The following is a 21,402-nucleotide window of genomic DNA, read 5'->3' on the forward strand; positions in this document are numbered from 1 at the left end:
TGGGGCCTATACGGCGACGGGGGTCTGGTCGGCCGGCGCGGCGCTGCGGCCGGTGATGGCGAGGAACGTGTCCTGGAGCGAGGCGTCGAGCGAGCCGCCGTAGCGGAGCTTCAGCGCGCTCGGGGTGCCCTCGGCGACCACCACGCCCTGGTCGACGACGACCAGCCGGTCGGAGAGGGCGTCGGCCTCGTCGAGGTAGTGGGTGGTCAGGAAGACGGTCGTGCCGTGCTCGTCGCGCAGCCGCCGCACCAGGTCCCACAGGTCGGCACGGCTGCCGGGGTCGAGACCGGTCGTCGGCTCGTCGAGGAACAGCACCTTCGGGCGGTGGGTGAGCGCCATCGCGATGTCCAGGCGCCGCCGCTGTCCGCCGGAGAGCGCGGCGCACTTGCGGTCGAGCAGTTCGGTGAGGCCCAGGTCGCGGGCCAGTTCCTCGGCGCGCTCGGCGGCTCGCGCCCTGGTCAGCCGGTACAGGCGCCCCTGGGTGACCAGTTCCTCCCGCACGGTGATCCCCGGGTCCACCCCGCCGGACTGCGCCACGTAGCCGCAGGCCCGCCGCACCCCGGCCGGGTCGGTCGCCAGGTCGTGGCCCGCGACGGTGGCGGCCCCGCCGGTCGGTTCCAGCAGGGTCGTCAGCATCCGCAGGGTCGTCGTCTTGCCGGCGCCGTTCGGGCCGAGGAAGCCGAGGATCTCGCCCTCGCGGACGGTCAGGTCGATGCCGCGCACGGCCTGGACCGGGCCGTGCTTGGTCCGGAAGGTACGGGCCAGACCGGCCGTACTGATGATTGCCATGCCCCTGGTTTCCATGCCCATAGAAAAACAGAGTCTCTTAAAGTTTGCAATGACCCCAAGTTTTGAGAACCCCCAGGGAAGCTAGGATTCGGACATGGCTGAGGGGCTCAGGGAGCGGAAGAAGCGCGAGACCAGGCAGCGCATCTCGGACATCGCCACCGGGCTGTTCCTGGAGCACGGGTTCGTGACGGTGACGATCGCGGACGTGGCGGAGGCGGCCGACGTCTCCGTGAACACCGTCTACAACTACTTCCCGGCCAAGGAGGACCTCTTCTTCGACCGCTCCCAGGGCGTCGTCGACCGCCTCTCCCGCTGGGTGCGCGGCCGGGACGCGGGGGAGTCGGCCGCCCGGGCGGTGCTGCGCGAGCTGCGCGCCGAGACCGAGGCCGTCTCCCCCCGGATGGGTCTCATCGAGGGCTACGACCGCTTCATGCGCTGCATCGAAGAGGCGCCGCCGCTGCGCTCCCGGCTGTGGGGCATCCAGCAGGAGCTCCAGGACAACCTGGAGGCGACCCTCCGCGAGGAGGCCGGCGCCGGTGACGGCGACCCGCTGCCGGGACTGATCGCCGGTCAGATCTGCTGGATCCACGGCACCGTCTTCGTCGCGATCGGCCGCGAGATGGTCAAGGGGCGCAACCCGGACGAAGTGTCACGAGAGATGCTCGTCCTCCTCGACGACATCGAGGAGCTGTTGAGCGAGAAGGTGCTCAACTACGCCGTACGAGACCCCGAATGACCCGGCCCGGTGTGATGTCCGTCATGTGAGACGTGACGCGCGTTACTTAGCGGTCACACAGCGCCTCACGAGCGCTAGTGTCCGCCCGAGAGGCATACATAAGAGCCGTGTCAGCAGGGAGTCGTAACGTGGCAGGGAAGCTCGCCGTCATCGGAGCCGGCCTCATGGGAGCCGGTATCGCTCAGGTCTCGGCGCAGGCGGGCTGGGACGTGGTCCTGCGCGACGTCACGGACGAGGCGCTGAAGCGGGGCACCGACGGCATCAAGGCCTCGTACGACAAGTTCGTCGCCAAGGGCAAGCTGGAGGCGCACGACGCAGACGCCGCCCTCGCCCGGATCACCGCCACCACCGACCTGGACGCCGTGGCCGACGCGGACGTCGTCGTGGAGGCCGTCTTCGAGAAGCTCGAGATCAAGCACGAGATCTTCCGCACGCTCGACAAGCTCGTGAAGGACGAGGCGATCCTCGCCTCCAACACCTCCGCCATCCCGATCACCAAGATCGCGGCCGCGACGGAGCGCCCCGAGCGGGTCGTCGGCGCGCACTTCTTCTCGCCGGTGCCGATGATGCAGTTGTGCGAACTGGTCCGCGGCTACAAGACCAGCGACGAAACCCTCGCCAAGGCCCGGGAGTTCGCCGAGTCGGTCGGCAAGACCTGCATCGTCGTCAACCGCGACGTCGCCGGCTTCGTGACGACCCGTCTCATCTGCGCCCTGGTCGTCGAGGCCGCGAAACTGCAGGAGTCGGGCGTGGCGACCGCCGAGGACATCGACCTCGCCTGCAAGCTGGGCTTCGGCCACGCCATGGGACCGCTGGCGACGGCGGACCTGACGGGCGTCGACATCCTGCTGCACGCCACGAACAACATCTACACCGAGTCCCAGGACGAGAAGTTCGCGGCTCCCGAGCTGATGCGCCGGATGGTTGACGCCGGTGACATCGGACGCAAGAGCGGGCAGGGCTTCTACAAGCACTGAAACCGCACATGCCCCGGGGGCATCACACCCCCGGGTGAATTCGGTATCGGTTCGCTTACAGGAAGCAACCTCTGCCGCCTCCACACAGTCAGAGGTTGCATCACCGGCATCAGAAACGCGGAGCACGAGACGCACGCACGGGGAGCGCATATGCACATCAGGGGCGACCACGCCGAGCTGGTCGTCGGGGGCCGCCTCGACGTCCGGAGCGCGGCGGACGCCCGTACGGTCCTGCACTCGGCCGTCGACGACGGAGTCGGCGACCTCGTGCTCGACCTGTCCGAACTGGACTCCTGGGACGCCACGGGACTGGGCGTGATCATGGGAGCCCACCGGCGGGCCGGCCGTTGCGGCCGGCGCCTGGTGCTGCGCGGTGTACCGCCGCAGATGCAGCGCCTGCTGGTGGCCACCCGTCTGCACCGGATCCTGGCGATCGAAGGGGGCATCGGGGTGGAGACACTGCCCCGCGTGTGACGCCGGCGTGCGGGTGTGAACCGGGAGACCGGGGAGGACCCGGACGGACGTTGTCGAATCGTGCGACGCGCACAATCCTCACGAGACCGTGACGTCTCGGACGCCGCGGTACCCCGGACTGTCGTAGATACTGTGCGAAGGTTTAGGGTTCGGCTGCCCGCTGCCTTGCCACCCTTCGAGCGGGCCCGGACCAGAAGCGACAGCGCGGTGTGCAGCAAGGCCGGGAAGGGCTTTCACAGCACACACCCGCTTTTGGGGGGCTTGTCTTATGGACCCGAACACCCGGGGACCCGAGGAGTACGGCCACGAAGGCGACGGCCAGGGGCCGCGCCAGCGGCCGCCCCGGGAATCCCTCGCACCCGACTTCGCGCAGCACGCGCCCGCGCTCGCCCGCACGGTGCAGCTCGTCGTCGGCGACTTCCTGCTGACGGTCAACCCCGTCGACGGCAGCGAGATAGAGGCCTGCCCGCCCGCCCAACGGCCCGCCCGGCCCGTGAAGCTCACCACGGCCGAACGCGCCGAGGCCGAGCGCGCGGCCCGGCCACCCGTCCCGCCCGGCCCCGCGCGTCCCGCCCTGCCGCTGCTGGCCCGCCAGGACGAACGCGAGCGACTGGTGCGCCTGCTCGCCCGCGGCCGCTCCGTCCGCCTCACCGGACCCGCCGGCTCGGGCCGCACCCGCCTGCTCGACCTCGTCGCCGAGGACTGCTCGGACCTCGCCCCCGACGGCGTCGTCCGCCTCAACGGCTTCGGCCGCACCTCCGGCGACCTGCAGTACGAGCTCTTCCGAGCCGTCTTCAGCGCCCCCCTGTACCGCCCGGACCGGGACGAACTGCTCACCCACCTCCGTGAGATCGGCGCGGTCGTCGTCCTCGACGACATCGAGTTCGGCGGCGCCGCGCTCGACGAGCTGCTGGAGGCGACCCCCGAGTGCGCCTTCCTGCTCGGCGCCACCCCGGACGTGCCCGCTCCCTCCGCCGCATCCGCCGTCGAGGAGGTCGTCCTCGGCGGCCTGGAACGCGCGGCCGGACTCGACCTGCTGGAGCACGCCGTCGGCCGGTCCCTCACCGAGGAGGAGTCCAACTGGGCGGGCGACCTCTGGTTCGAGTCCGAGGGCCTGCCGCTGCGCTTCGTCCAGGCCGGTGCCCTGCTGAGGCAGCGCGACCGGCTGCGGGCCGGGACGAGTGCCGTCGACGAGTTCGGCGTCTTCGAGGACGCGCCCCCGGCCGAGGCGTACGACGCCGCCGACGGCGACGACGTACCGCTGCCCGCGCTCGGTGAGGCCGCCGCCCCCGCCCCGCTGCTCGCCTCCCGGCTGAGCGCCTCCGCCCGCGCCACCCTGCGGTTCGCCGTCGCCCTCGGCGGCGAGGTCCCGCACCAGGCGCATCTGCCCGCCCTGGTCGGCGACACCCACGCGGACGCCGCCCTCGGCGAACTGGCCGTCTGCGGTCTGGTCTCCCCGGTCGGCTCCCGCTACCGGCTCGCCGCGGGCGTGCCGGCCCAGCTGGAGGCCGCCGGATACGCCGACGAGGCCGAGGCCGGGGCCCGCAGCGCCGCCCAGCACTACTCCTGGTGGGCCGGGCACCCCTCGGTCACCCCGGAGCGCGTGTGCGCCGAGTCCGACGCCGTCCTCGCCGCACTGGCCCTCCTCGGGCCGGCCACCCGGCCGCCCGCCGAGGACGAGGAGAGCGCGGCCGTCCACCTGGCCCGCACCGCCGCCCCCGCGTTCGCCGCCGGACTGCACTGGAGCGCCTGGGAACGGACGCTGCGGGCCGGCGCCGAGGCCGCCCGGCTCGCCGGGGACGTCGCCGAGCAGGCCTACTTCCATCACGAGCTCGGCATCCTCGCCCTGTGCCGGGAACAGTTCGACCGGGCGCGCGCCGAACTGGAGGCCTCCATCGGCCTGCGCGGCGCCCTGGCCGACAAGCGCGGCACCGTCGCCGGCCGTCGTGCCCTCGCCCTGGTCTCCGACCGCTCGGGCACCCCGCTCGGGCTCGGGCCGACCGCGGGGGAGGAGGTGCCCGACGCCCGGTACGAGGAGTCGGCGTCCCCGGCCGGCGGTGTCCCGGCGGCCTTCCCGACGCTCCAGCAGCCCTCCTCGCCGACCGTGGTCACCCACCACAGCTCGTCCGCGCCCTCGCGCAAGGCCCGGGGCGGTCTCAAGGGCCTGGCCCGGCGCAACCTCGTGGCCGCGGGCGCCGGTGCCCTGCTCGTCGCCGTGCTCGGCACGGTGGTGACCCTCGGCGCCACCTCCGACAAGGACCGGAACCCGCCGTCCGACCAGGTCGGCGTCAACCCCTCGGCCAGCCAGGGCCTGGGCGACGGCAGCCTGGGCGCCGACCCGGCGGCGAACGAGGGCGGCGACGACACCGGCGCGGCGACCAGCCGCCCGACCGACCCGGGGCCTGACGGCACGCTCGGCACGTCGGACGATCCGACGCCGACGGACGACCCGAGCGGTTCGCAGAACCCGAGCGACCCCGCGTCGACGTCCAAGCCGCCGACGACCTCGAAGCCGCCGGCGACGTCCAAGCCGCCGGCCAGCCCGACCAAGCCGCCGTCCTCACCGACCAAGCCGCCGTCGAGTCCGCCGCCGTCCTCGCCGTCGCCGACACCGACGGACACCGGCGAGCCCACGCCGACGACGACCCCGCCGACGACCAGCCCGTCCACCTCCGACTCGGCCAGCGGCCCGGCCCCGAGCGCGCCCACGAGCACCACCGCGAGCGCGCCGCAGAGCAGTGAAGGGACGCCGAGCGGTTCGCAGTCGGTGATCTGACACCCGTACACACAGCAGGGCCGGGTCCGCTTTCCGCGGACCCGGCCCTCTTCGTCAGGCGGGGTGGGTCAGAGACGGGGTGGGCCGGAGAAACGTCAGAACAGCCGCAGCTTGTCGTCCTCGATGCCGCGCATCGCGTCGTAGTCGAGGACCTGGCAGCCGATGCCCCGGTCCGTCGCGAGGACGCGGGCCTGGGGCTTGATCTCCTGGGCGGCGAAGACGCCGCGGACCGGCGCGAGATGGGGATCGCGGTTCAGCAGCTCCAGATAGCGCGTCAGCTGCTCCACGCCGTCGATCTCACCGCGCCGCTTGATCTCCACCGCGACGGTCTTGCCCTCGGCGTCCCGGCACAGGATGTCCACCGGCCCGATGGCCGTCGGGTACTCGCGGCGGATCAGGGTGTAGCCGTCTCCGAGTGTCTCGATGCGGTCGGCGAGCAGCTCCTGAAGGTGCGCTTCCACGCCGTCCTTGATCAGGCCGGGATCCACGCCCAGTTCGTGCGAGGAGTCGTGGAGAACCTCCTCCATCGTGATGATGAGCTTCTCGCCCGCCTTGTTGATGACGGTCCAGACGCCCTCTTCCTCGCCGGTGCCCTCCTTCAGCGTGCAGGGCGGCGACATCCAGTTCAGGGGCTTGTAGGCCCGGTCGTCGGCGTGGATCGAGACGCTGCCGTCCGCCTTCACCAGGATCAGGCGCGGGGCCGAGGGAAGGTGGGCGGTGAGCCGCCCGGCGTAGTCCACGGAACAGCGGGCAATGACGAGACGCATGGTCGGCAACGCTACTCGACGGGCGCCTGCCGACGCGATTCGCCCTGGAAAACACGTGTTCGGTAATGGCCGATTGTGTGCATGGTGTGCTCATTGAGAGTGTGCCATCTGCGCATTCTCCTGGTGCCGTCACCGCCGGTTGCTTACCGTATGAACGGGAGGTCGCGAGGTGTGTACGCAGCGTGTCCGGTATCGCGAACTCCCCCATCTGTCCGGCAACCCCCGCTCATCGGGGGTGCGAGAGGAGAACTCATGTCGCTCGACGTCTCACCGGCCCTACTCGAACAGGCCGAGCGAGGCGAGGTCGACGAAGCGGAATTCGTCGACTGCGTCCGGACCTCCCTGCCCTATGCGTGGGAGATGATCAGCTCCCTGGTGGCCCAGCTGAAGGTGGACGGCGGTGCGTTCGCCGACAACCAGACGCCTCCGCCGGACGAGCAGGCACGCGGGCAGTTGCTGCGTGCGCTTGCGAGTGACGCGATACGCGGCGCGCTGCAACGGCACTTCGGTGTGCGGCTGGCTTTCCAGAACTGCCACCGGGTGGCCGTGTTCCCGCTTGACTCCTCGGTCGACGAGAAGCTGGACCGCTTCACCTCGGTCCGTAGCCAGGTGCTGAACCAGTCACCCGAGTTCCGGGACTGCTGACGCGGCGCCGCTTGCTTGCCGCTCCGTACGCGGGAGGTGCGCTTTTGTACCGGAGCGGCAAGCCCCCAGGAATCCACCGCGTTCTCAGACGAGTTGGGGGAGCACCTCGGTCCCCAGCCGCCGTACGTTCTCCTCGGTCGCCGCCAGGTCACCGGAGCCCTCGACGAGCAGGGCGAAGCGGGAGATGCCGGTCCGCTCGCTGGTCGCCGCCAGCCGGTCGGCGCACAGCCGCGGCGTCCCCACCGGGTGCAGCCCGCAGAGCAGTTCGGTGTACGCCAGCGGGTCGCGCATCCGGCGTGTGCGCCCGTCGACCGTGACATGTGCCTCCAGGCCCTGCTTCAGCCAGCCCGGCATCGCCTTCATCAGCGTCTCCGCCGCGTCGACACGCCGGTCCGCGATCTGGCAGACGCCCGCCGACACATGGGATGCGCCGATGATCTCCTCGGCCGGCCGGCCGCACGCCCGCGCGTGCTGCCGCCACAGGGCGACCATCTCGGCCTTCTCCTCGTCCCCCACATGCATCCCGAGCAGCATCGAAAGACCGCGCTCGGCGGCCAGCCGCACGCTCGCCGGGGAGGTGCAGGCGACGACCAGCTCGGGCCCCTGGACGTCGGTCAGGGCCTCCGACGGCCGGGGGATCACCGGGACTTCACGGAAGCGGTAGCGCTCCCCGTCGGCCGCCACGGACGGTTCGCGCAGCCAGCGCCCCAGGAGGTCCAGGGCCTCCGGGAACCCCTCCTCGTACGCCTCAAGGCCCGCGCCGAACACCTCCAGGTCGACCCACGGACCGCCGCGCCCGACGCCCAGCGTGAAACGGCCGCCGCTCGTGTGGTGCAGCAGCGCGGCCTGTTCGCCGAGGGTCACGGGGTGGGCGGTGGGCAGGACGCTGACCGCCGTACCGACCCGGATGCGGCGGGTGCGGCCGAGCAGTAGGGCTGCCAGGGTGATGGCCGACGGGCATGTGCCGTACGGCACGAAGTGGTGCTCGGCCAGCCAGACCGCGTCGAGCCCCGACTCCTCGGCCACCTCGGCCGAGCGGACCGCGCGGTGCAGCGCCTCTCCCTCGCCCTGACCGGGGAACTGGGCCGCCAACACGAAACTTCCAACGTGCATTGCTTTCCTGCTTCCTTGGCTCCGACAGGGAGCTCCCCCACAGGGCATAACCGTCTGACACGTGCCGAGGACACGGCCGGGCGGAGTATTTTGCGGATTGTCTGCAGAATGGGGCGTTCCGCTGAGGGCCGGGGAGCACCCGCCTCGCCCGGAGAGGGACTTGTGGCGATTGGTGCCGTACGCGTACCCTCGTCCGCGCCGCGTAGGCTGGACACGGCTCGTGCTCCCTGTATATCCCCGAGAGGTGTCCCGTGTCCCCGCGTCGTAACCGACCCAAGGATGCCGGTTCGTCCGGCCGGAGCGCCGAGGACGACAGCCCCGGCCGCTACGGCGGCTGGCAGTCCTCGGAGAACTGGCAGGGTGAGAACTGGAGCGTGCGGCATGTGGCCGGCGCGAGCGCGCAGGGCAAGTCGTACCGCTGCCCCGGCTGCGACCAGATGATCCCCGACGGTGTGCCGCACGTGGTGGCCTGGTCCGAGCACGCGGGCGTCGACGACCGCCGGCACTGGCACAAGGCCTGCTGGAACGCGCGGGACCGCCGCACCCCGGGGGTGCAGCGGTCCCGTAACTCGCCCAGATTCTGAGGGAACTCAGACGTCCCGCTTCTCCAGCAGCGCGAAGGCGGCGGCGAACGCGACGGCCGTCGCGGCGAGGATGATCCACAGCGGGTCCCAGCCCGAGGGGCCGGACTCGCTGAGGGAGTTGGCGTAGAAGATGCTCAGCTGGTTCGGGATGGAGTACTCGAACAGTGCGTCGCGCACGGCCCGCAGCGACTCCGAGAACATGAACAGCGCGATCACCAGCGGGGCGAGCACGGCGCCGATCATGATGGTGATGGCGCCCGCCGAGTGCCGGATGATCGAGCCGACGGCGAGCGAGAGCAGGCCCAGCAGCGCGACGTAGGCCGACATGCCGACCGTGGCCTTCAGCCACTCCCCGCCGGTGGGGGACTTGGCGCCGTCGCCCTCCAGCATGGCGACGTGCAGGAAGGCGACGAGCGACGAGGAGATCAGCGTCACCACGAAGGCGACCAGGAAGAACACGATGGCCTTCGCCGCCAGCACCCGGCCGCGGCTCGGGCACGCGACCATCGTGGTGCGGACCATGCCGGTGCCGTACTCCGAGGCCGTGGTCAGCACGCCCAGCGTGATGAGGCACATGCTGCCCAGCAGCAGCCCGAAGAAGCCCAGGCCGAGCGGGCTCTCGCCGGACAGGGCCGGGTCGGAGTTGGCCACCACCACGCCGGTCAGCAGACCGATGCCGACGACGAGCAGGACGAACACGCCGAGCGTCCACATCGTGGAGCGCACCGACCTGATCTTCGTCCACTCGGAGGCGATGGCGTGCCCGAGGTGCGTGCGCACGACCGGGATCGGCGAGGTGTAGCCGGGGTACGGACCGGAGGCGGGAAGCGCGGCACCGGGCGTCGCCTGCCAGTTGGGCGCGGCCTGCGGCGTCTGGGACTGGGGGCTGCTCATCGGGCGTCCTCGGGCTTGGTCAGGTCGGAGGTCGGGGCGGGAGCCGGCGGGGCGGCGGGCGCCTGCGGGGGCACGGGCGGCTGGGCAGCCGCCTGCGGGGCCGGAGCGGCGGAGGGCTGCGCGGGCGCCTGCGGGGGAGCCTGAGGCGCCTGGGGAGCGGGCTGGGCGTACGGGTTGGGTGCTCCCGCGCCGGAGGCGTCAGGGGCGCTCGGAGCGGACCCGGGCGCGCCGGGTGTCCCGGGAGCCCCGTACGGGCCCGCCGGAGCCTGTCCCGGCGCGCCCTGCGGCGGCATCGGGAGCGGCTGCCCGCCCTGTTGGGGCGGCGGCGGGGCGTACCAGCCCGGCTGGTCCTGCCCCGGCGCCGGCATCGGCGGCTGCGCGCCGGGCGGCAGCGGCTGCTGCAGGCCTTCCTTCTGGTCGATGGTCGAGCGGTAGTCGACGGCGCCCTGCGTCATCCGCATGTACGCCTCCTCCAGCGAGGCCTGGTGCGGCGACAGCTCCCACAGCCGTACGTCGGCGGTGTGCGCGATGTCGCTGATGCGGGGGAGCGGCAGCCCGGTCACCCGCAGCGCGCCGTCCTGCTCGGGCAGCACGTGCCCGCCCGACTCGGTGAGCGCGGCCGACAGCTTCTCGCGCTGCTGCGGCTCGGTGTCGGGCGTGCGGACCCGCGCGAAGTCCGCGGAGTTCGCGGAGATGAAGTCCGTGACGCTCATGTCGGCGAGCAGCTGTCCGCGCCCGATGACGATGAGGTGGTCGGCGGTCAGCGCCATCTCGCTCATCAGATGGGAGGAGACGAAGACCGTACGGCCCTCCGCCGCCAGCGCCTTCATCAGGTTGCGCACCCAGAGGATGCCCTCGGGGTCGAGGCCGTTGACCGGCTCGTCGAACAGCAGCACCTGAGGGTCGCCGAGCAGCGCGGCGGCGATGCCGAGCCGCTGCCCCATGCCCAGGGAGAAGCCCTTGGACCGCTTCCTGGCCACGTCCTGCAGACCGACGACCCCGAGCACCTCGTCCACGCGCCTGGCCGGGATGCCGGACAGCTGGGCCAGGCACAGCAGGTGGTTGCGGGCGGCCCGGCCGCCGTGCACGGCCTTGGCGTCCAGCAGGGCGCCGACCTGGCGGGGGGCGTTGGGCAGCCTGCGATACGGATAGCCCCCGATCGTCACCTGCCCGGCCGTCGGGTTGTCCAGGCCGAGGATCATCCGCATCGTCGTCGACTTGCCCGAGCCGTTCGGCCCGAGGAAGCCGGTGACGGCTCCGGGCCGCACCTGGAAGGAAAGGTTGTACACAGCGGTCTTGTCGCCGTAGCGCTTCGTCAGGCCGACTGCTTCGATCATGCTCCGCACCCATCGCAAGGTTCAGGACAGCGGGGCACACGCCCCCCGTAAGGGTTAGGAGGATATCGAGGCGCTGACGGTTCCGCCCAAATCAAAGTAAAGGGTGGGGGCCCGACGCGCCCCGACGGCCTCCTTCAGACCCTGTCCGGTCAGGCGTCACGCTTCTTCAGCAGTACGTACCCGCCGATCAGGGCCGCGAGCACCCACAGCCCCATGATCCCGAGGCCGCCCCATGGCCCGTACGGGGTGTCGTCGTCGATCGGCGTGACCACCTGCATGATCTTGCTGCCGGCCTGGTCGGGCAGGAACCGGCCGACCTTCTTCGTCGCGTCGACATTGCCGAGGATGTTGGAGATCAGGAAGAAGAACGGCATCAGGATGCCCAGCGACAGCATCGGCGAGCGCAGCATCGCGGCGACGCCCATGGAGAACATCGCGATCAGGGCCATGTAGAGGCCCCCGCCGAACACGGCCCGCAGCACACCCGTGTCGCCGATCTCCGCCCGGTGCTCGCCGAGCATCGCCTGCCCCAGGAAGAACGCGGCGAAGCTGGTGACGAGCCCGACCAGCAGGGCGAGACCGGTGGCCACCGCGATCTTGCTGACCAGGAAGGAACCGCGCTGTGGCACGGCGGCCAGCGAGGTGCGGATCATGCCGGTGCTGTACTCGTTCGACACCACCAGTACGCCGAACACGATCATCGCCAGCTGGCCGAGGCTCATCCCCGCGAAACTGATGAACGTCGGATCGAACTCCGCCCGCGCCTGTGCGTTCATGCTGTCGAACTCGTTCTTCGACAGCGCCGAGATCAGCATGCCGAGGGCGACCGTCACGACCACCACCAGCGAGAGCGTCCACACCGTGGACGCCACCGACCGGATCTTGGTCCACTCCGACCGTACGACCTGGGTCGTCGCCATGCTCAGCCCCTCTTCCAGCCGTCGCCCCACTGCTGCTGCTGTGGCGGCTGCGGGCTCGTCTCGCTGTGTGCGTGGTACTCCACCGACTCCGCGGTCAGCCGCATGAACGCCTCCTCCAGCGAGGCCTGTTGCGGGCTCAGCTCGTGCAACGTGAGCCCGTGCTGCGCCGCCAGCTCGCCGACGTGCTCGGCCTTGCCGCCGTCCACCTCAAGCACCCCTTCGCCGCTCTCCACGGCCACGATCCCGGCCTGGTGCAGCACATCGAGCAGCCGCTCCCGCTGCGGGCTGCGGACCCGGACGTACGACCGTGAGTTGCGCGCGATGAAGTCGGCCATGGAGGTGTCCGCCAGCAGCCGTCCCTGCCCGATGACGACGAGGTGCTCGGCCGTCAGGGCCATCTCGCTCATCAGATGGGAGGAGACGAACACGGTCCGGCCCTGCGCCGCCAGCGACTTCATCAGGGTGCGGATCCAGTGGATGCCCTCGGGGTCGAGGCCGTTGACCGGCTCGTCGAACATCAGGATCCGCGGGTCGCCGAGCAGCGCGGCCGCGATACCGAGCCGCTGCCCCATGCCCATCGAGAAGCCCTTGGTCTTCTTCTTCGCGACCGCCGTCAGCCCGACCGTCTCCAGCACCTCCCGCACCCGGCCGCGCGGAATGCCGTTGCTCTGCGCGAGGCACAGCAGGTGGTTGTAGGCGGTGCGCCCGCCGTGCCAGGCCTTGGCCTCCAGCAGGGCGCCGATGTACGTCAGCGGGTCCTTGAGCTGCTGATAGTGCTTGCCGTCGATACGGACGTCGCCTGCGGTGGGGTGGTCAAGACCGAGGATCATCCGCATGGTCGTGGACTTCCCCGCGCCGTTGGGCCCGAGAAAGCCGGTGACGATGCCTGGTCTGACGGTGAAGGACAGGTTGTTGACCGCCACCTTCTCGCCGTAACGCTTGGTCAGCCCCGAGAGCTCAATCATGCCGCCACGCTAGAACGGGACAAAGCCCTCTGCCACCCGAGCGGCAGAGGGCTTTGCGGAGATTCAGACTCCGTATGCCCGCGTGTTACCGGGACTGCTGGGCCGGGACCCCACGGGAGATCGGCTCGTCCTCGGCCGGCGTACCGGCGGCGGCCACCGCGGCGCCCGTGAGCGTCGCGAGCATCTCGCGGACGTTCGTCAGCTGGGCGTTGATGCTGTCGCGGCGGTTGGTGAGGGCGGCCAGCTCGCGCTCGGATTCCGAACGGATGCGGTCGGCCTTGGCGTTGGCGTCGGCCACGATGTCCTCGGCCTGGCGCTGGGCCGTCTCCACCGTCTGGCGGGCGCGGCGCTCGGCGTCCGTGCGCAGCTTCTCCGCCTCCAGGCGCAGCTGCTCGGCGCGGTGCTCGATCTCGGCGAGGCGCTTCTCGGCCTTGGCCTGACGGGACGCCAGGTCGCGCTCGGACTGCTCGCGGCGCTTGGCGAGGTTCGTCTCGAAGTCCGCGGCGGCCTGTGCGGCCTTGGCGCGGGTCTCCTCGAAGAGGGCGTCCGCCTCCTCGCGCTTGGACTGCGCGTCCTTCTGCGCCTCGGAACGCAGCTGGGAGGCGTCGCTCTTGGCCTTCTCGACGATCCGCAGGCCCTCGTCCTCGGCCTTGGCCTTGCGCTCCGAGGAGTACGCCTCGGCGTCGTTGCGCACCTGCTGGGCCGCCGACTCGGCGAGCTCACGGTGCTGCTCGGCCGCGCGCCGGGCCTCCTCGCGCAGGTCCTTCGCCTCCTCCTCGGCGAGGCGGAGAATCTTCTCCACGCGCGCACCGAGACCCGCGTACGACGGCTCGGCGTCGGTGACCTGGGCCTGGGCGTTCTGCGTCTCGAGGTGGAGCTCTTCGATGCGCTTTTCCAGAGCGGTGATGCGGGCGAGAGCGCTGTCACGGTCGGAGACGAGCTTGGAGATACGTTCGTCCACCTGAGCGCGGTCGTATCCACGCCGCACAAGCTCGAAGCCGTAGGGGGAAGTGTCGCTCATGGGGTTCCTGTCGAATGAGACCGGTGAGGTGATAGGTGGAATCCTAGGGGCCGAAACGGTGTGTCATCGAGCGGATGCGCGTTTGATCTGGAAAATGAGACCCCTTTTGAGTGGCTAAGCGGCAGAGGGCTTGCCAAAACTTGGTCAAAGCCCCCGGATGGCCCCGGAATCGGCCTCCCGTCCAGGGTGCCTCTCGCTGCGGGGGCGCCCCAACGCCCCCGCGCAGCCATGGCCCGAAGCGTCCGTCCAAGTGTGGCACGGGCCGCCCGATGGCCCTAGCTCTCCGAGGACTTGCCACCCGAACGGGGTGCGCCGACTGTCGCGCCCGCCTTGACTCCGTTGTCCTTGCCCCCGGCCGGGGCCTCGAAGGACTCCAGTGCCTCCAGGACGTCCTGGACGCGGGAGATCTCGGCGTTGATGTCCTCGCGGCGGCGGACCAGGACCTCCAGCTCGCGCTTGCCCTCCTCGACCGTGCGCTTGGCCTCGCGGATCGCCTCGGCCTTGAGCTCCTCGGCCTCCCGGACCAGCGTGGACTTCTTCTGCTCGGCCTCCTTGAGCAGCCCCTCGGCCTTCTTCACCGCGGCGATACGGACCTTGCCCGCCTCGGAGTTGGCCTCCGAGACGATCTCCTTGGCCTTCGCCTGCGCCTTCGCGAGCTGCTCCTCGGCGGCCTTGACGAGCGCGTCGCAGCGGTCGCCCGCCGACTTCATCGTCTCGGCCGACTCCCGGCGGGCCCGCTCGTGCAGTTCCTCGATCTCACCCGTGATGCGGTCGCGCAGCTCCTCGGCGCGCTCCCTGATCTGCGTGGCGTCCCGACGCGCGCCGACCAGCAGCTCGTCCGCGTCCGTACGGGCCTTCTCCACCAGCGAGTTGCCCTCGACCGTCGCCTCGGACACCAGCCGGTCGGCCTCCGTGCGGGCCGCGCCCACCATCGTGTCGGCCTGCGACTCGGCCTCCGCCGTGGTCTTGTGCGCCTGCTGCTGCGCCTCGCTCAGCAGCTTGTCGGCCTCGGCCGTGGTCTCCGTGATGAGCTTGTCGACCTGCTCGGCCGCCTCGGAGCGCCGCTTGTTGGCGTCCTTGCGGGCCTCGTCCAGGGTGCGGTCGGCCTCCTCGCGCGCGGTGGCGACGAGCCGCTCCGCCTCCGCCTCCGCGTCGGCCTTGACGCGCCCGGCCTCGCTGCGGACCCGCTCTGCGTGCTGCTGCGCCGAGCCGACCGTCTCGGCGGCCTCGGCCCGCAGCCGCTCCGCCTCGCCGGTGGCCTCCCCGACCAGCTGGTCGGCCTTGGCGACGGACTCGGACCGCACCCGATCGGCCTCGCCGGCCGCTTCGGACCGGACCCGCTCGGCCTCGTTCAGGGATTCGGTGCGGACCCGCTCGGCCTCGGCGACCGTCTCCATCCGCAGCCGGTCCGTCTCCGTGACCGTCTCGGTCGTGAGCCGCTCCGCCTCGTTGCGCGCCTCGGTGATGAGGGTGTCCGCCTGCGTCGCCGCGTCCGACCGGATGCGGTTGGCGTCCTCACGGGCGTCCGCCCGGGTGCGCGAGGCGTTCTGCTCGGCCTCGGCGATGGCGTCCGACGCCTCCGTGCGCGCCCGCTGGGCATGCTCGGAGACCTCCGCACGGATGCGCTCCGCCTCCGTGATCGCCTCGGACATCGTGCGCTCGGCGAGCGCCTTGGCGGCCTCGGTCTCCTCGTGCGCCTCGCGCCGCAGTCGGCCGGCGTCCTCGCTCGCCCGCTCCCGCTCCGCGTAGGCGTCGGTGCGGACCCGGTCCGCCTCCTCCTGGGCCTCCCGCCGCGTCCGGTCCGCGACGTGCTCGGCGGCGCTGCGCAGCCCGGCGATCTCGTCCTGGGCCTGCTCGTGCAGTCCCGCGACGGAGTCCCGTACCTGCTGGGCGTGCTGCTCGGCGGCCGACACCATCTCCGTGGCCCGCCGGTCGGCTTCCTCGACCAGCCGCACGGCCTCGGCCTGCGCCTCCTCCACGCGCTTGCGCGCCGAGGCCAGCAGCTCCTCGCTCTGCTCGCGGGCCCGCTCGCGCTCCTGGTCGGCCTCCTGCCGGGCGCTGCCGAGGAGCTCCTCGGCCTCGCGGCGCCGGCGGTTGGCCTCCTCCTGGGCGGCGGCCAGCGTCTCGGACGCCTCCGTGCCGAGCCGCTCGGCGGCGGCCTGCGCCTCCGCGCGCATCCGGTCGGCGCTCTCCTGCGCCTCCGACTTCAGCCGCTCGGCCTCGTTCGAAGCCTCCGAGCGCAGGCGTACGGCGACGGCCTCGCCCTCGGCGCGCGAGGCGGACGCGTCGGAAGCGGCCTCGTCGCGCAGCCGCTCGGCCTCTGTCTCGGCCTGCTGCCGGAGCGTACGGATCCGCTCGGCGGCCTCCTCGCGCAGCCGCTCGTTCTCCTCGGCGGCCTCGCGGCGGATCCGCGCGGCCTCCTCACGGGCGTCCGACAGCGCCTGCTCGGCGGCCGTCAGCCGCTCCTCGGCCTCCGTCTGGAGCCGCGTCAGCCCCTCGGCGGCCTCCGCGCGGCGGGCCTCTATGGCGCGCTCGGTCTCCTCGTGCAGCTCCACCGCCGCGCGCTCGGCGTCCGCCTTGAGGGCCTCGGCCTGCTCGACGACCTCCTCGCGGTGCCGCTCGGCCTCCTGCCGGGTGCGCTGAAGGGTCTCCTCGGCCTGCCGGCGCAGGGTCGTCGCCCGCTCGATGGCCTCGGTGCGGACCTTCTCGCTGTCCCCCTGGGCGTTCGTGCGCAGCTCGTCCGCGTCCGCCTTGGCCTTGGCGAGCAGCTCCTCGGCGGACCTCGCCGCCTCCTCGATCTGCGCCACGGCCTCCTTGCGGGCCTCGGCGCGGATCTTCTCGCCCTCTTCGACGGCGTCCGCCCGCAGCTGCTCGGCGTCGCCGCGCAGCCGGCGGGCCTCCTCCTGCAGCTCGACCGTCTTGGCGCGGTACTCCTTGGTGTCGTCCTTCGCCGTGCCCTTGAGCTCCTCGGCGATGTCGTGCGCCTCGGCGCGCAGCCGGTCCGCCTCCGCCTCGGCCTCCGAGCGGATCCGCTCGGCCTCCTCGGCAGCGGCCTTGGTGGTCTTCTTGGCGTCCTCGGACGCCTTGTTGAGGACCTCCTCGGCGGTCCTGGCCGCCTTGGACAGCTGGGTCGCGGTCTCCTCGGCGGTGGACGTACGGGCCTTCTCGGAGGCCTCCGCGACGATCTTCTCGGCCTCGGCGCGGGCGTCGGCGACGAGCTGCTCGGCCTCGGACTTGGTGTTCTCGGCCTCCTTCGTGGCCTCCTCGACCAGCCGGGCGACCTGCTCCTTGGCGGTGCGCGTACGCGTCTCGTTCGCGGACTCGGCACTCGACAGGGCCTTGGCGGCGGCCTCCTTGGCCTCCGCGACCAGCTTCTCCGACTCGGCCTGCGCCGTGCGCAGCGCCTCCTCGGCCTCGGCCATCCGCTGCTCGGCGGCCTTGCTCAGCTCCGTGGCCTCGCGGCGCGCGGACTCCGACTCGCTGACCGTGGACGTCCGCAGTTGTTCGGCGTGGTCCGTGGCCTCCTGGGCCTGCGTGGAGGCGGCGTTCAGGAGGCGCTCCGCGTCCGTGCGGGCGCGGCGCAGGATCTGCTCGGCCTCGGCGCGGGCCTCCTCGGCCGAACTCGTCAGCCGCTGCCGGGCCTCGCCGGCCAGCCGCTCGGCCTCCGCGCGGGCCGTGGCCAAGGCCTGCTCGGCCTCGGCCCGTGACTCCTCCAGCAGGCGCCGGGCCTGCTGCTCGGTGCGGGCCCGCAGCTGCTCGGCCCAGGCCACGTTCTCGTTGACGTGCGACTCGACCGTCTGGCGGCGCTCGGCCAGCTCCTGGTCGAGCTGCTGGCGGCGGGTCACCGCCTCCTGGTGCAGCTCCGACTGGAGCCGGGCCGCCTGCTCGGCGTGCTCTTGGAGGATCCGCTGGGTCTGCGCCCGGGCCTCGCTCAGCTCGCGGTCGGCGTCCGTCCGGATCTGGTCGGCCTGCATCTGAGCGTTGCGCAGCAACTGCTCGGCCTGCCAGCCGATGTCGCCCCCCTCGAAGGAGGGCCGGGACATGATGGTGCGCCGCGCTTCGTGCAGCTTGGCACGCAGCACCTCGACCTGGTAGCCGAGGTCCTCGGCGTGCTGGATCGCCTTTTCCCGCTCGGTCTTCAGCCGCTTCATCTCGGCTTCGAACCGAGAGAGGTGGTCGACGTCAGCCGCCGGCTCTCGCTCCTGGCTCTCGTAGCCCCGCACTGCGCGGTCCCATCCGTCCCCTGGTCGCAACTCTCTCCAAACGAGCTCCGTCCATCCGCCGAACGGGGCCCCCGGGGAATGGTGTCAGATCATCGGCGGAGCAGAGGCTGCTGCCCCGACGCTCGTCCCCCGAAACCCGGACCCCGGTGGTCCTGCCGTCGCACGGCGGGACCGCGGTCACCCTGCACTGAGCGGCGACCGCACCCAACCCTACCGGCCCCTATGTACGAGGGTCAGTGCTCAGGTGACTCAACAGGCGCCGAAGTGACCAGTTCTGTCAGTACGCCATGACAGTCCTTGGGGTGCAGGAAGGTGATTCGTGACCCCATGGAACCGCGTCGCGGCTCTTCGTACAGCACGCGTACGCCCTTGTCGCGGATATCGGCTGCCTCGCCGTCCACATCCGCCGTACCGAAAGCGATGTGGTGAACGCCCTCGCCGTTCTTCGCGAGCCACTTCGCGACGGTGGAGTCCTCGCGGGTCGGCTCGAGAAGCTGCAGGTAGGAGGCGCCGCCGTCGGACGTATCGTTGATCTTGAGCATGGCCTCGCGCACGCCCTGCTCCTCGTTGACCTCGGAGTGGAACACCTCGAAGCCGTAGGTGGCACGGTAGAACTCGACGGTCTTGTCGAGGTCGAAACAGGCGATTCCGATGTGGTCGATTCGCGTCAGCATGGATTCAGTGCAGCGCTCCGGAGGTGGTTACGCAACGTGCGCGCGATCACACCGACGGCCCGATGACGCGGTGGAGTACTGGTCAGTACATTCGAAGTAAACCCTCGTTCACTCCTCGGCTGTGCAGCCGGTAAGGGGATCGCAGCTCATGTCTTCTGGAACTCCTGGAACCTCTGGGACCAACGGCTCGACGTCCGTGATCGTGGCGGGCGCCCGTACTCCGATGGGGCGGTTGCTCGGGTCGCTCAAGTCCTTCTCCGGAGCCGACCTCGGCGGCTTCGCGATCAAGGCCGCCCTCGACCGTGCGGGGATCGGCGGCGACCAGGTGCAGTACGTGATCATGGGGCAGGTGCTCCAGGCCGGGGCGGGGCAGATCCCGGCGCGCCAGGCCGCGGTCAAGGCCGGCATCCCGATGAACGTGCCCGCGCTGACGATCAACAAGGTGTGTCTGTCGGGCCTGGACGCGATCGCGCTGGCCGACCAGCTGATCCGCGCGGGTGAGTTCGACGTGGTCGTCGCCGGCGGTCAGGAGTCCATGACCAACGCCCCGCATCTGCTCCCCAAGTCCCGTGAGGGCTTCAAGTACGGCGCCGTCGAGATGATCGACGCCATGGCGTACGACGGGCTGACCGACTCCTTCGAGAACGTCGCCATGGGCGAGTCGACGGAGAAGCACAACACCCGGCTGGGCATCGGCCGGGCCGAGCAGGACGAGATCGCCGCGCTGTCGCACCAGCGGGCCGCCGCCGCGCAGAAGAACGGCCTGTTCGACGCCGAGATCACGCCCGTCGAGATCCCGCAGCGCAAGGGTGACCCGGTGCTGTTCAGCAAGGACGAGGGCATCCGGGGCGACACGACGGCCGAGTCGCTCGGGAAGCTCCGCCCGGCGTTCGCCAAGGACGGCACGATCACCGCCGGTTCCGCGTCGCAGATCTCCGACGGCGCGGCGGCCGTCGTGGTGATGAGCAAGGCCAAGGCCCAGGAGCTCGGCCTGGAGTGGATCGCCGAGATCGGGGCGCACGGGAACGTGGCCGGGCCGGACAATTCGCTGCAGTCCCAGCCGTCCAACGCGATCGCGCACGCGCTGAAGAAGGAGGGCCTGGAGGTCTCGGACCTCGATCTCGTCGAGATCAACGAGGCGTTCGCGGCCGTGGCCGTGCAGTCAATGAAGGACCTCGGGGTGTCCACGGAAAGGGTGAACGTCAACGGCGGTGCGATCGCCCTGGGTCACCCGATCGGGATGTCCGGCGCCCGTCTCGTGCTGCATCTCGCGCTGGAGCTGAAGCGGCGGGGCGGTGGCGTGGGTGCGGCGGCGCTGTGCGGTGGTGGTGGTCAGGGTGACGCGCTGATCGTGCGGGTGCCGAAGGGCTGAGCGGCGGGTCTTCGGCCCTTCGCCTTCATGACATGAACGGAGCTGTGATGCAGGACGTCTCCACGCTGGTCGCCCAGGCCAGGGAGGGCCGGCCGCGGGCCGTGGCCCGGTTGATCTCCCTGGTGGAGGGGGCGTCCCCGCAGCTGCGGGAGGTCATGGCGGCGCTGGCGCCGCTGACGGGTGGGGCGTACGTGGTGGGGCTGACCGGGTCGCCCGGGGTCGGCAAGTCCACGTCCACGTCGGCGCTGGTGACGGCGTATCGCAAGCAAGGGAAGCGGGTCGGCGTGCTCGCCGTCGACCCGTCGTCCCCGTTCTCGGGCGGGGCGCTGCTCGGGGACCGGGTGCGGATGTCGGAGCATGCGTCGGATCCCGGGGTGTACATCCGTTCGATGGCGACGCGGGGGTATCTGGGCGGGCTCGCGTGGGCCGCGCCCCAGGCGATCCGGGTGCTGGACGCTGCCGGCTGTGACGTGATCCTCGTCGAGACGGTGGGGGTCGGGCAGTCCGAGGTGGAGATCGCCTCGCAGGCGGACACGTCCGTGGTGCTGCTGGCCCCCGGGATGGGGGACGGGATCCAGGCGGCCAAGGCCGGGATCCTGGAGATCGGTGACGTGTACGTCGTGAACAAGGCCGACCGGGACGGGGCCGATGCGACGGCCCGCGAGCTGAACCACATGCTGGGGCTCGGGGAGTCCCGGGGGCCGGGGGACTGGCGTCCGCCGATCGTGAAGACGGTCGCCGCGCGGGGCGAGGGCATGGACGAGGTCGTCGAGGCTCTGGAGAAACACCGGGCCTGGATGGAGGAGCGGGGGGTTCTCGCGGAGCGGCGGGCGTCCCGGGCGGCGCGGGAGGTCGAGACGATCGCGGTGACGGCGCTGCGGGAGCGGATCGGGGATCTGCACGGCGACCGGCGGCTGGGGGCGTTGGCCGAGCGGATCGTGGCCGGGGAGCTGGATCCTTATCGGGCGGCTGATGAGCTGGTGGCGGGGTTGACGGAGGGCTGAGCGCCTGAGCGCCTGAGCGCCTGTGCGGTGGTGGTGGGTCGGGGCCGTGTCGGGGGGTGTCCGTCCTCGGAACGGCGCGATGGGGTCTCACGCCGACTGACTGTTCGTTGACGCGCCAACCAGCTGCGGGC

Annotated in this window: 18 protein-coding genes; 8 read left to right on the plus strand and 10 right to left on the minus strand. The window is 71.4% G+C overall.

Translation table 11 applies throughout. From position 1 onward, the window contains the following. Nucleotides 1-6 precede the first annotated feature (6 nt). The gene (locus OHU35_RS29255; RefSeq protein ID WP_405507412.1) at nucleotides 7-789 is read right to left on the minus strand and encodes an ABC transporter ATP-binding protein; all 783 of its coding nucleotides are present in this window, start codon (nucleotides 787-789) and stop codon (nucleotides 7-9) included. Between the two features lie 94 nt (nucleotides 790-883). On the opposite strand from OHU35_RS29255, the gene OHU35_RS29260 reads away from it, so the two are divergent. From OHU35_RS29260 to OHU35_RS29275, 4 genes are all read left to right on the plus strand, one after another. Further along, on the plus strand, nucleotides 884-1,525 hold the full coding sequence (locus tag OHU35_RS29260; protein ID WP_405507413.1) for a TetR/AcrR family transcriptional regulator: 642 nt from the start codon (nucleotides 884-886) through the stop codon (nucleotides 1,523-1,525). 128 nt (nucleotides 1,526-1,653) lie between these two features. Next, a complete protein-coding gene (locus OHU35_RS29265; RefSeq protein ID WP_189723243.1) occupies nucleotides 1,654-2,502 on the plus strand; it encodes a 3-hydroxyacyl-CoA dehydrogenase family protein in 849 nt (282 codons plus the stop codon). Between the two features lie 150 nt (nucleotides 2,503-2,652). Further along, complete coding sequence (locus OHU35_RS29270; protein WP_003993003.1) at nucleotides 2,653-2,976, plus strand: STAS domain-containing protein; 324 nt, start codon at nucleotides 2,653-2,655, stop codon at nucleotides 2,974-2,976. A gap of 268 nt (nucleotides 2,977-3,244) precedes the next feature. After that, entirely contained in the window at nucleotides 3,245-5,752 is a 2,508-nt protein-coding gene (locus OHU35_RS29275; RefSeq protein WP_359886328.1) for an ATP-binding protein, read from the plus strand. A gap of 95 nt (nucleotides 5,753-5,847) precedes the next feature. Here the strand turns inward: OHU35_RS29275 and nucS are convergent, their stop codons facing one another. Beyond that, nucleotides 5,848-6,519, minus strand: coding sequence for an endonuclease NucS (gene nucS / locus OHU35_RS29280; RefSeq protein ID WP_189723245.1), 672 nt, complete (start codon nucleotides 6,517-6,519; stop codon nucleotides 5,848-5,850). A 252-nt stretch (nucleotides 6,520-6,771) separates the two neighbouring features. Here nucS and OHU35_RS29285 point away from each other — a divergent pair, with 252 nt between their 5' ends. After that, entirely contained in the window at nucleotides 6,772-7,164 is a 393-nt protein-coding gene (locus OHU35_RS29285; RefSeq protein WP_003993005.1) for an SCO5389 family protein, read from the plus strand. An 84-nt stretch (nucleotides 7,165-7,248) separates the two neighbouring features. On the opposite strand, the gene OHU35_RS29290 is transcribed toward OHU35_RS29285, so the two are convergent. After that, the gene (locus tag OHU35_RS29290; RefSeq protein WP_189723246.1) at nucleotides 7,249-8,277 is read right to left on the minus strand and encodes an LLM class flavin-dependent oxidoreductase; all 1,029 of its coding nucleotides are present in this window, start codon (nucleotides 8,275-8,277) and stop codon (nucleotides 7,249-7,251) included. Between the two features lie 251 nt (nucleotides 8,278-8,528). On the opposite strand from OHU35_RS29290, the gene OHU35_RS29295 reads away from it, so the two are divergent. Continuing rightward, nucleotides 8,529-8,861 carry an ATP/GTP-binding protein gene (locus OHU35_RS29295; protein WP_189723247.1) on the plus strand — a complete coding sequence of 111 codons (333 nt, stop codon included), beginning with the start codon at nucleotides 8,529-8,531 and terminating at the stop codon, nucleotides 8,859-8,861. 6 nt (nucleotides 8,862-8,867) lie between these two features. Here OHU35_RS29295 and OHU35_RS29300 read toward each other — a convergent pair whose 3' ends face one another. From OHU35_RS29300 to mce, 7 genes are all read right to left on the minus strand, one after another. Then, nucleotides 8,868-9,755, minus strand: a complete 888-nt coding sequence (locus OHU35_RS29300) for an ABC transporter permease subunit (RefSeq protein ID WP_189723248.1) — start codon at nucleotides 9,753-9,755, stop codon at nucleotides 8,868-8,870. Continuing rightward, complete coding sequence (locus tag OHU35_RS29305) at nucleotides 9,752-11,092, minus strand: ATP-binding cassette domain-containing protein (RefSeq protein WP_405507415.1); 1,341 nt, start codon at nucleotides 11,090-11,092, stop codon at nucleotides 9,752-9,754. Before OHU35_RS29305 ends, OHU35_RS29300 begins: the two co-directional genes overlap by 4 nt. A gap of 149 nt (nucleotides 11,093-11,241) precedes the next feature. Next, a complete protein-coding gene (locus OHU35_RS29310) occupies nucleotides 11,242-12,012 on the minus strand; it encodes an ABC transporter permease (RefSeq protein WP_405507417.1) in 771 nt (256 codons plus the stop codon). A 2-nt stretch (nucleotides 12,013-12,014) separates the two neighbouring features. Continuing rightward, on the minus strand, nucleotides 12,015-12,977 hold the full coding sequence (locus OHU35_RS29315; protein ID WP_189723251.1) for an ABC transporter ATP-binding protein: 963 nt from the start codon (nucleotides 12,975-12,977) through the stop codon (nucleotides 12,015-12,017). 85 nt (nucleotides 12,978-13,062) lie between these two features. Continuing rightward, nucleotides 13,063-13,998: a cellulose-binding protein gene (locus OHU35_RS29320; protein WP_189723252.1), complete on the minus strand. Its 936-nt coding sequence runs from the start codon at nucleotides 13,996-13,998 to the stop codon at nucleotides 13,063-13,065. Between the two features lie 275 nt (nucleotides 13,999-14,273). Then, complete coding sequence (gene scy / locus OHU35_RS29325; protein ID WP_189723253.1) at nucleotides 14,274-18,221, minus strand: polarized growth protein Scy; 3,948 nt, start codon at nucleotides 18,219-18,221, stop codon at nucleotides 14,274-14,276. Between the two features lie 233 nt (nucleotides 18,222-18,454). Next, nucleotides 18,455-18,895: a methylmalonyl-CoA epimerase gene (gene mce / locus OHU35_RS29330; RefSeq protein ID WP_189723254.1), complete on the minus strand. Its 441-nt coding sequence runs from the start codon at nucleotides 18,893-18,895 to the stop codon at nucleotides 18,455-18,457. Between the two features lie 148 nt (nucleotides 18,896-19,043). On the opposite strand from mce, the gene OHU35_RS29335 reads away from it, so the two are divergent. Together OHU35_RS29335 and meaB are read left to right on the plus strand one after the other, a co-directional pair. Next, nucleotides 19,044-20,267, plus strand: a complete 1,224-nt coding sequence (locus tag OHU35_RS29335) for an acetyl-CoA C-acetyltransferase (protein WP_189723255.1) — start codon at nucleotides 19,044-19,046, stop codon at nucleotides 20,265-20,267. A 47-nt stretch (nucleotides 20,268-20,314) separates the two neighbouring features. Then, nucleotides 20,315-21,271, plus strand: coding sequence for a methylmalonyl Co-A mutase-associated GTPase MeaB (gene meaB / locus OHU35_RS29340; RefSeq protein ID WP_405509358.1), 957 nt, complete (start codon nucleotides 20,315-20,317; stop codon nucleotides 21,269-21,271). Nucleotides 21,272-21,402: the final 131 nt, after the last annotated feature.

The sequence above is a fragment of the Streptomyces purpurascens genome, assembly GCF_045040895.1.
Classification (GTDB): Bacteria; Actinomycetota; Actinomycetes; order Streptomycetales; family Streptomycetaceae; genus Streptomyces; species Streptomyces purpurascens.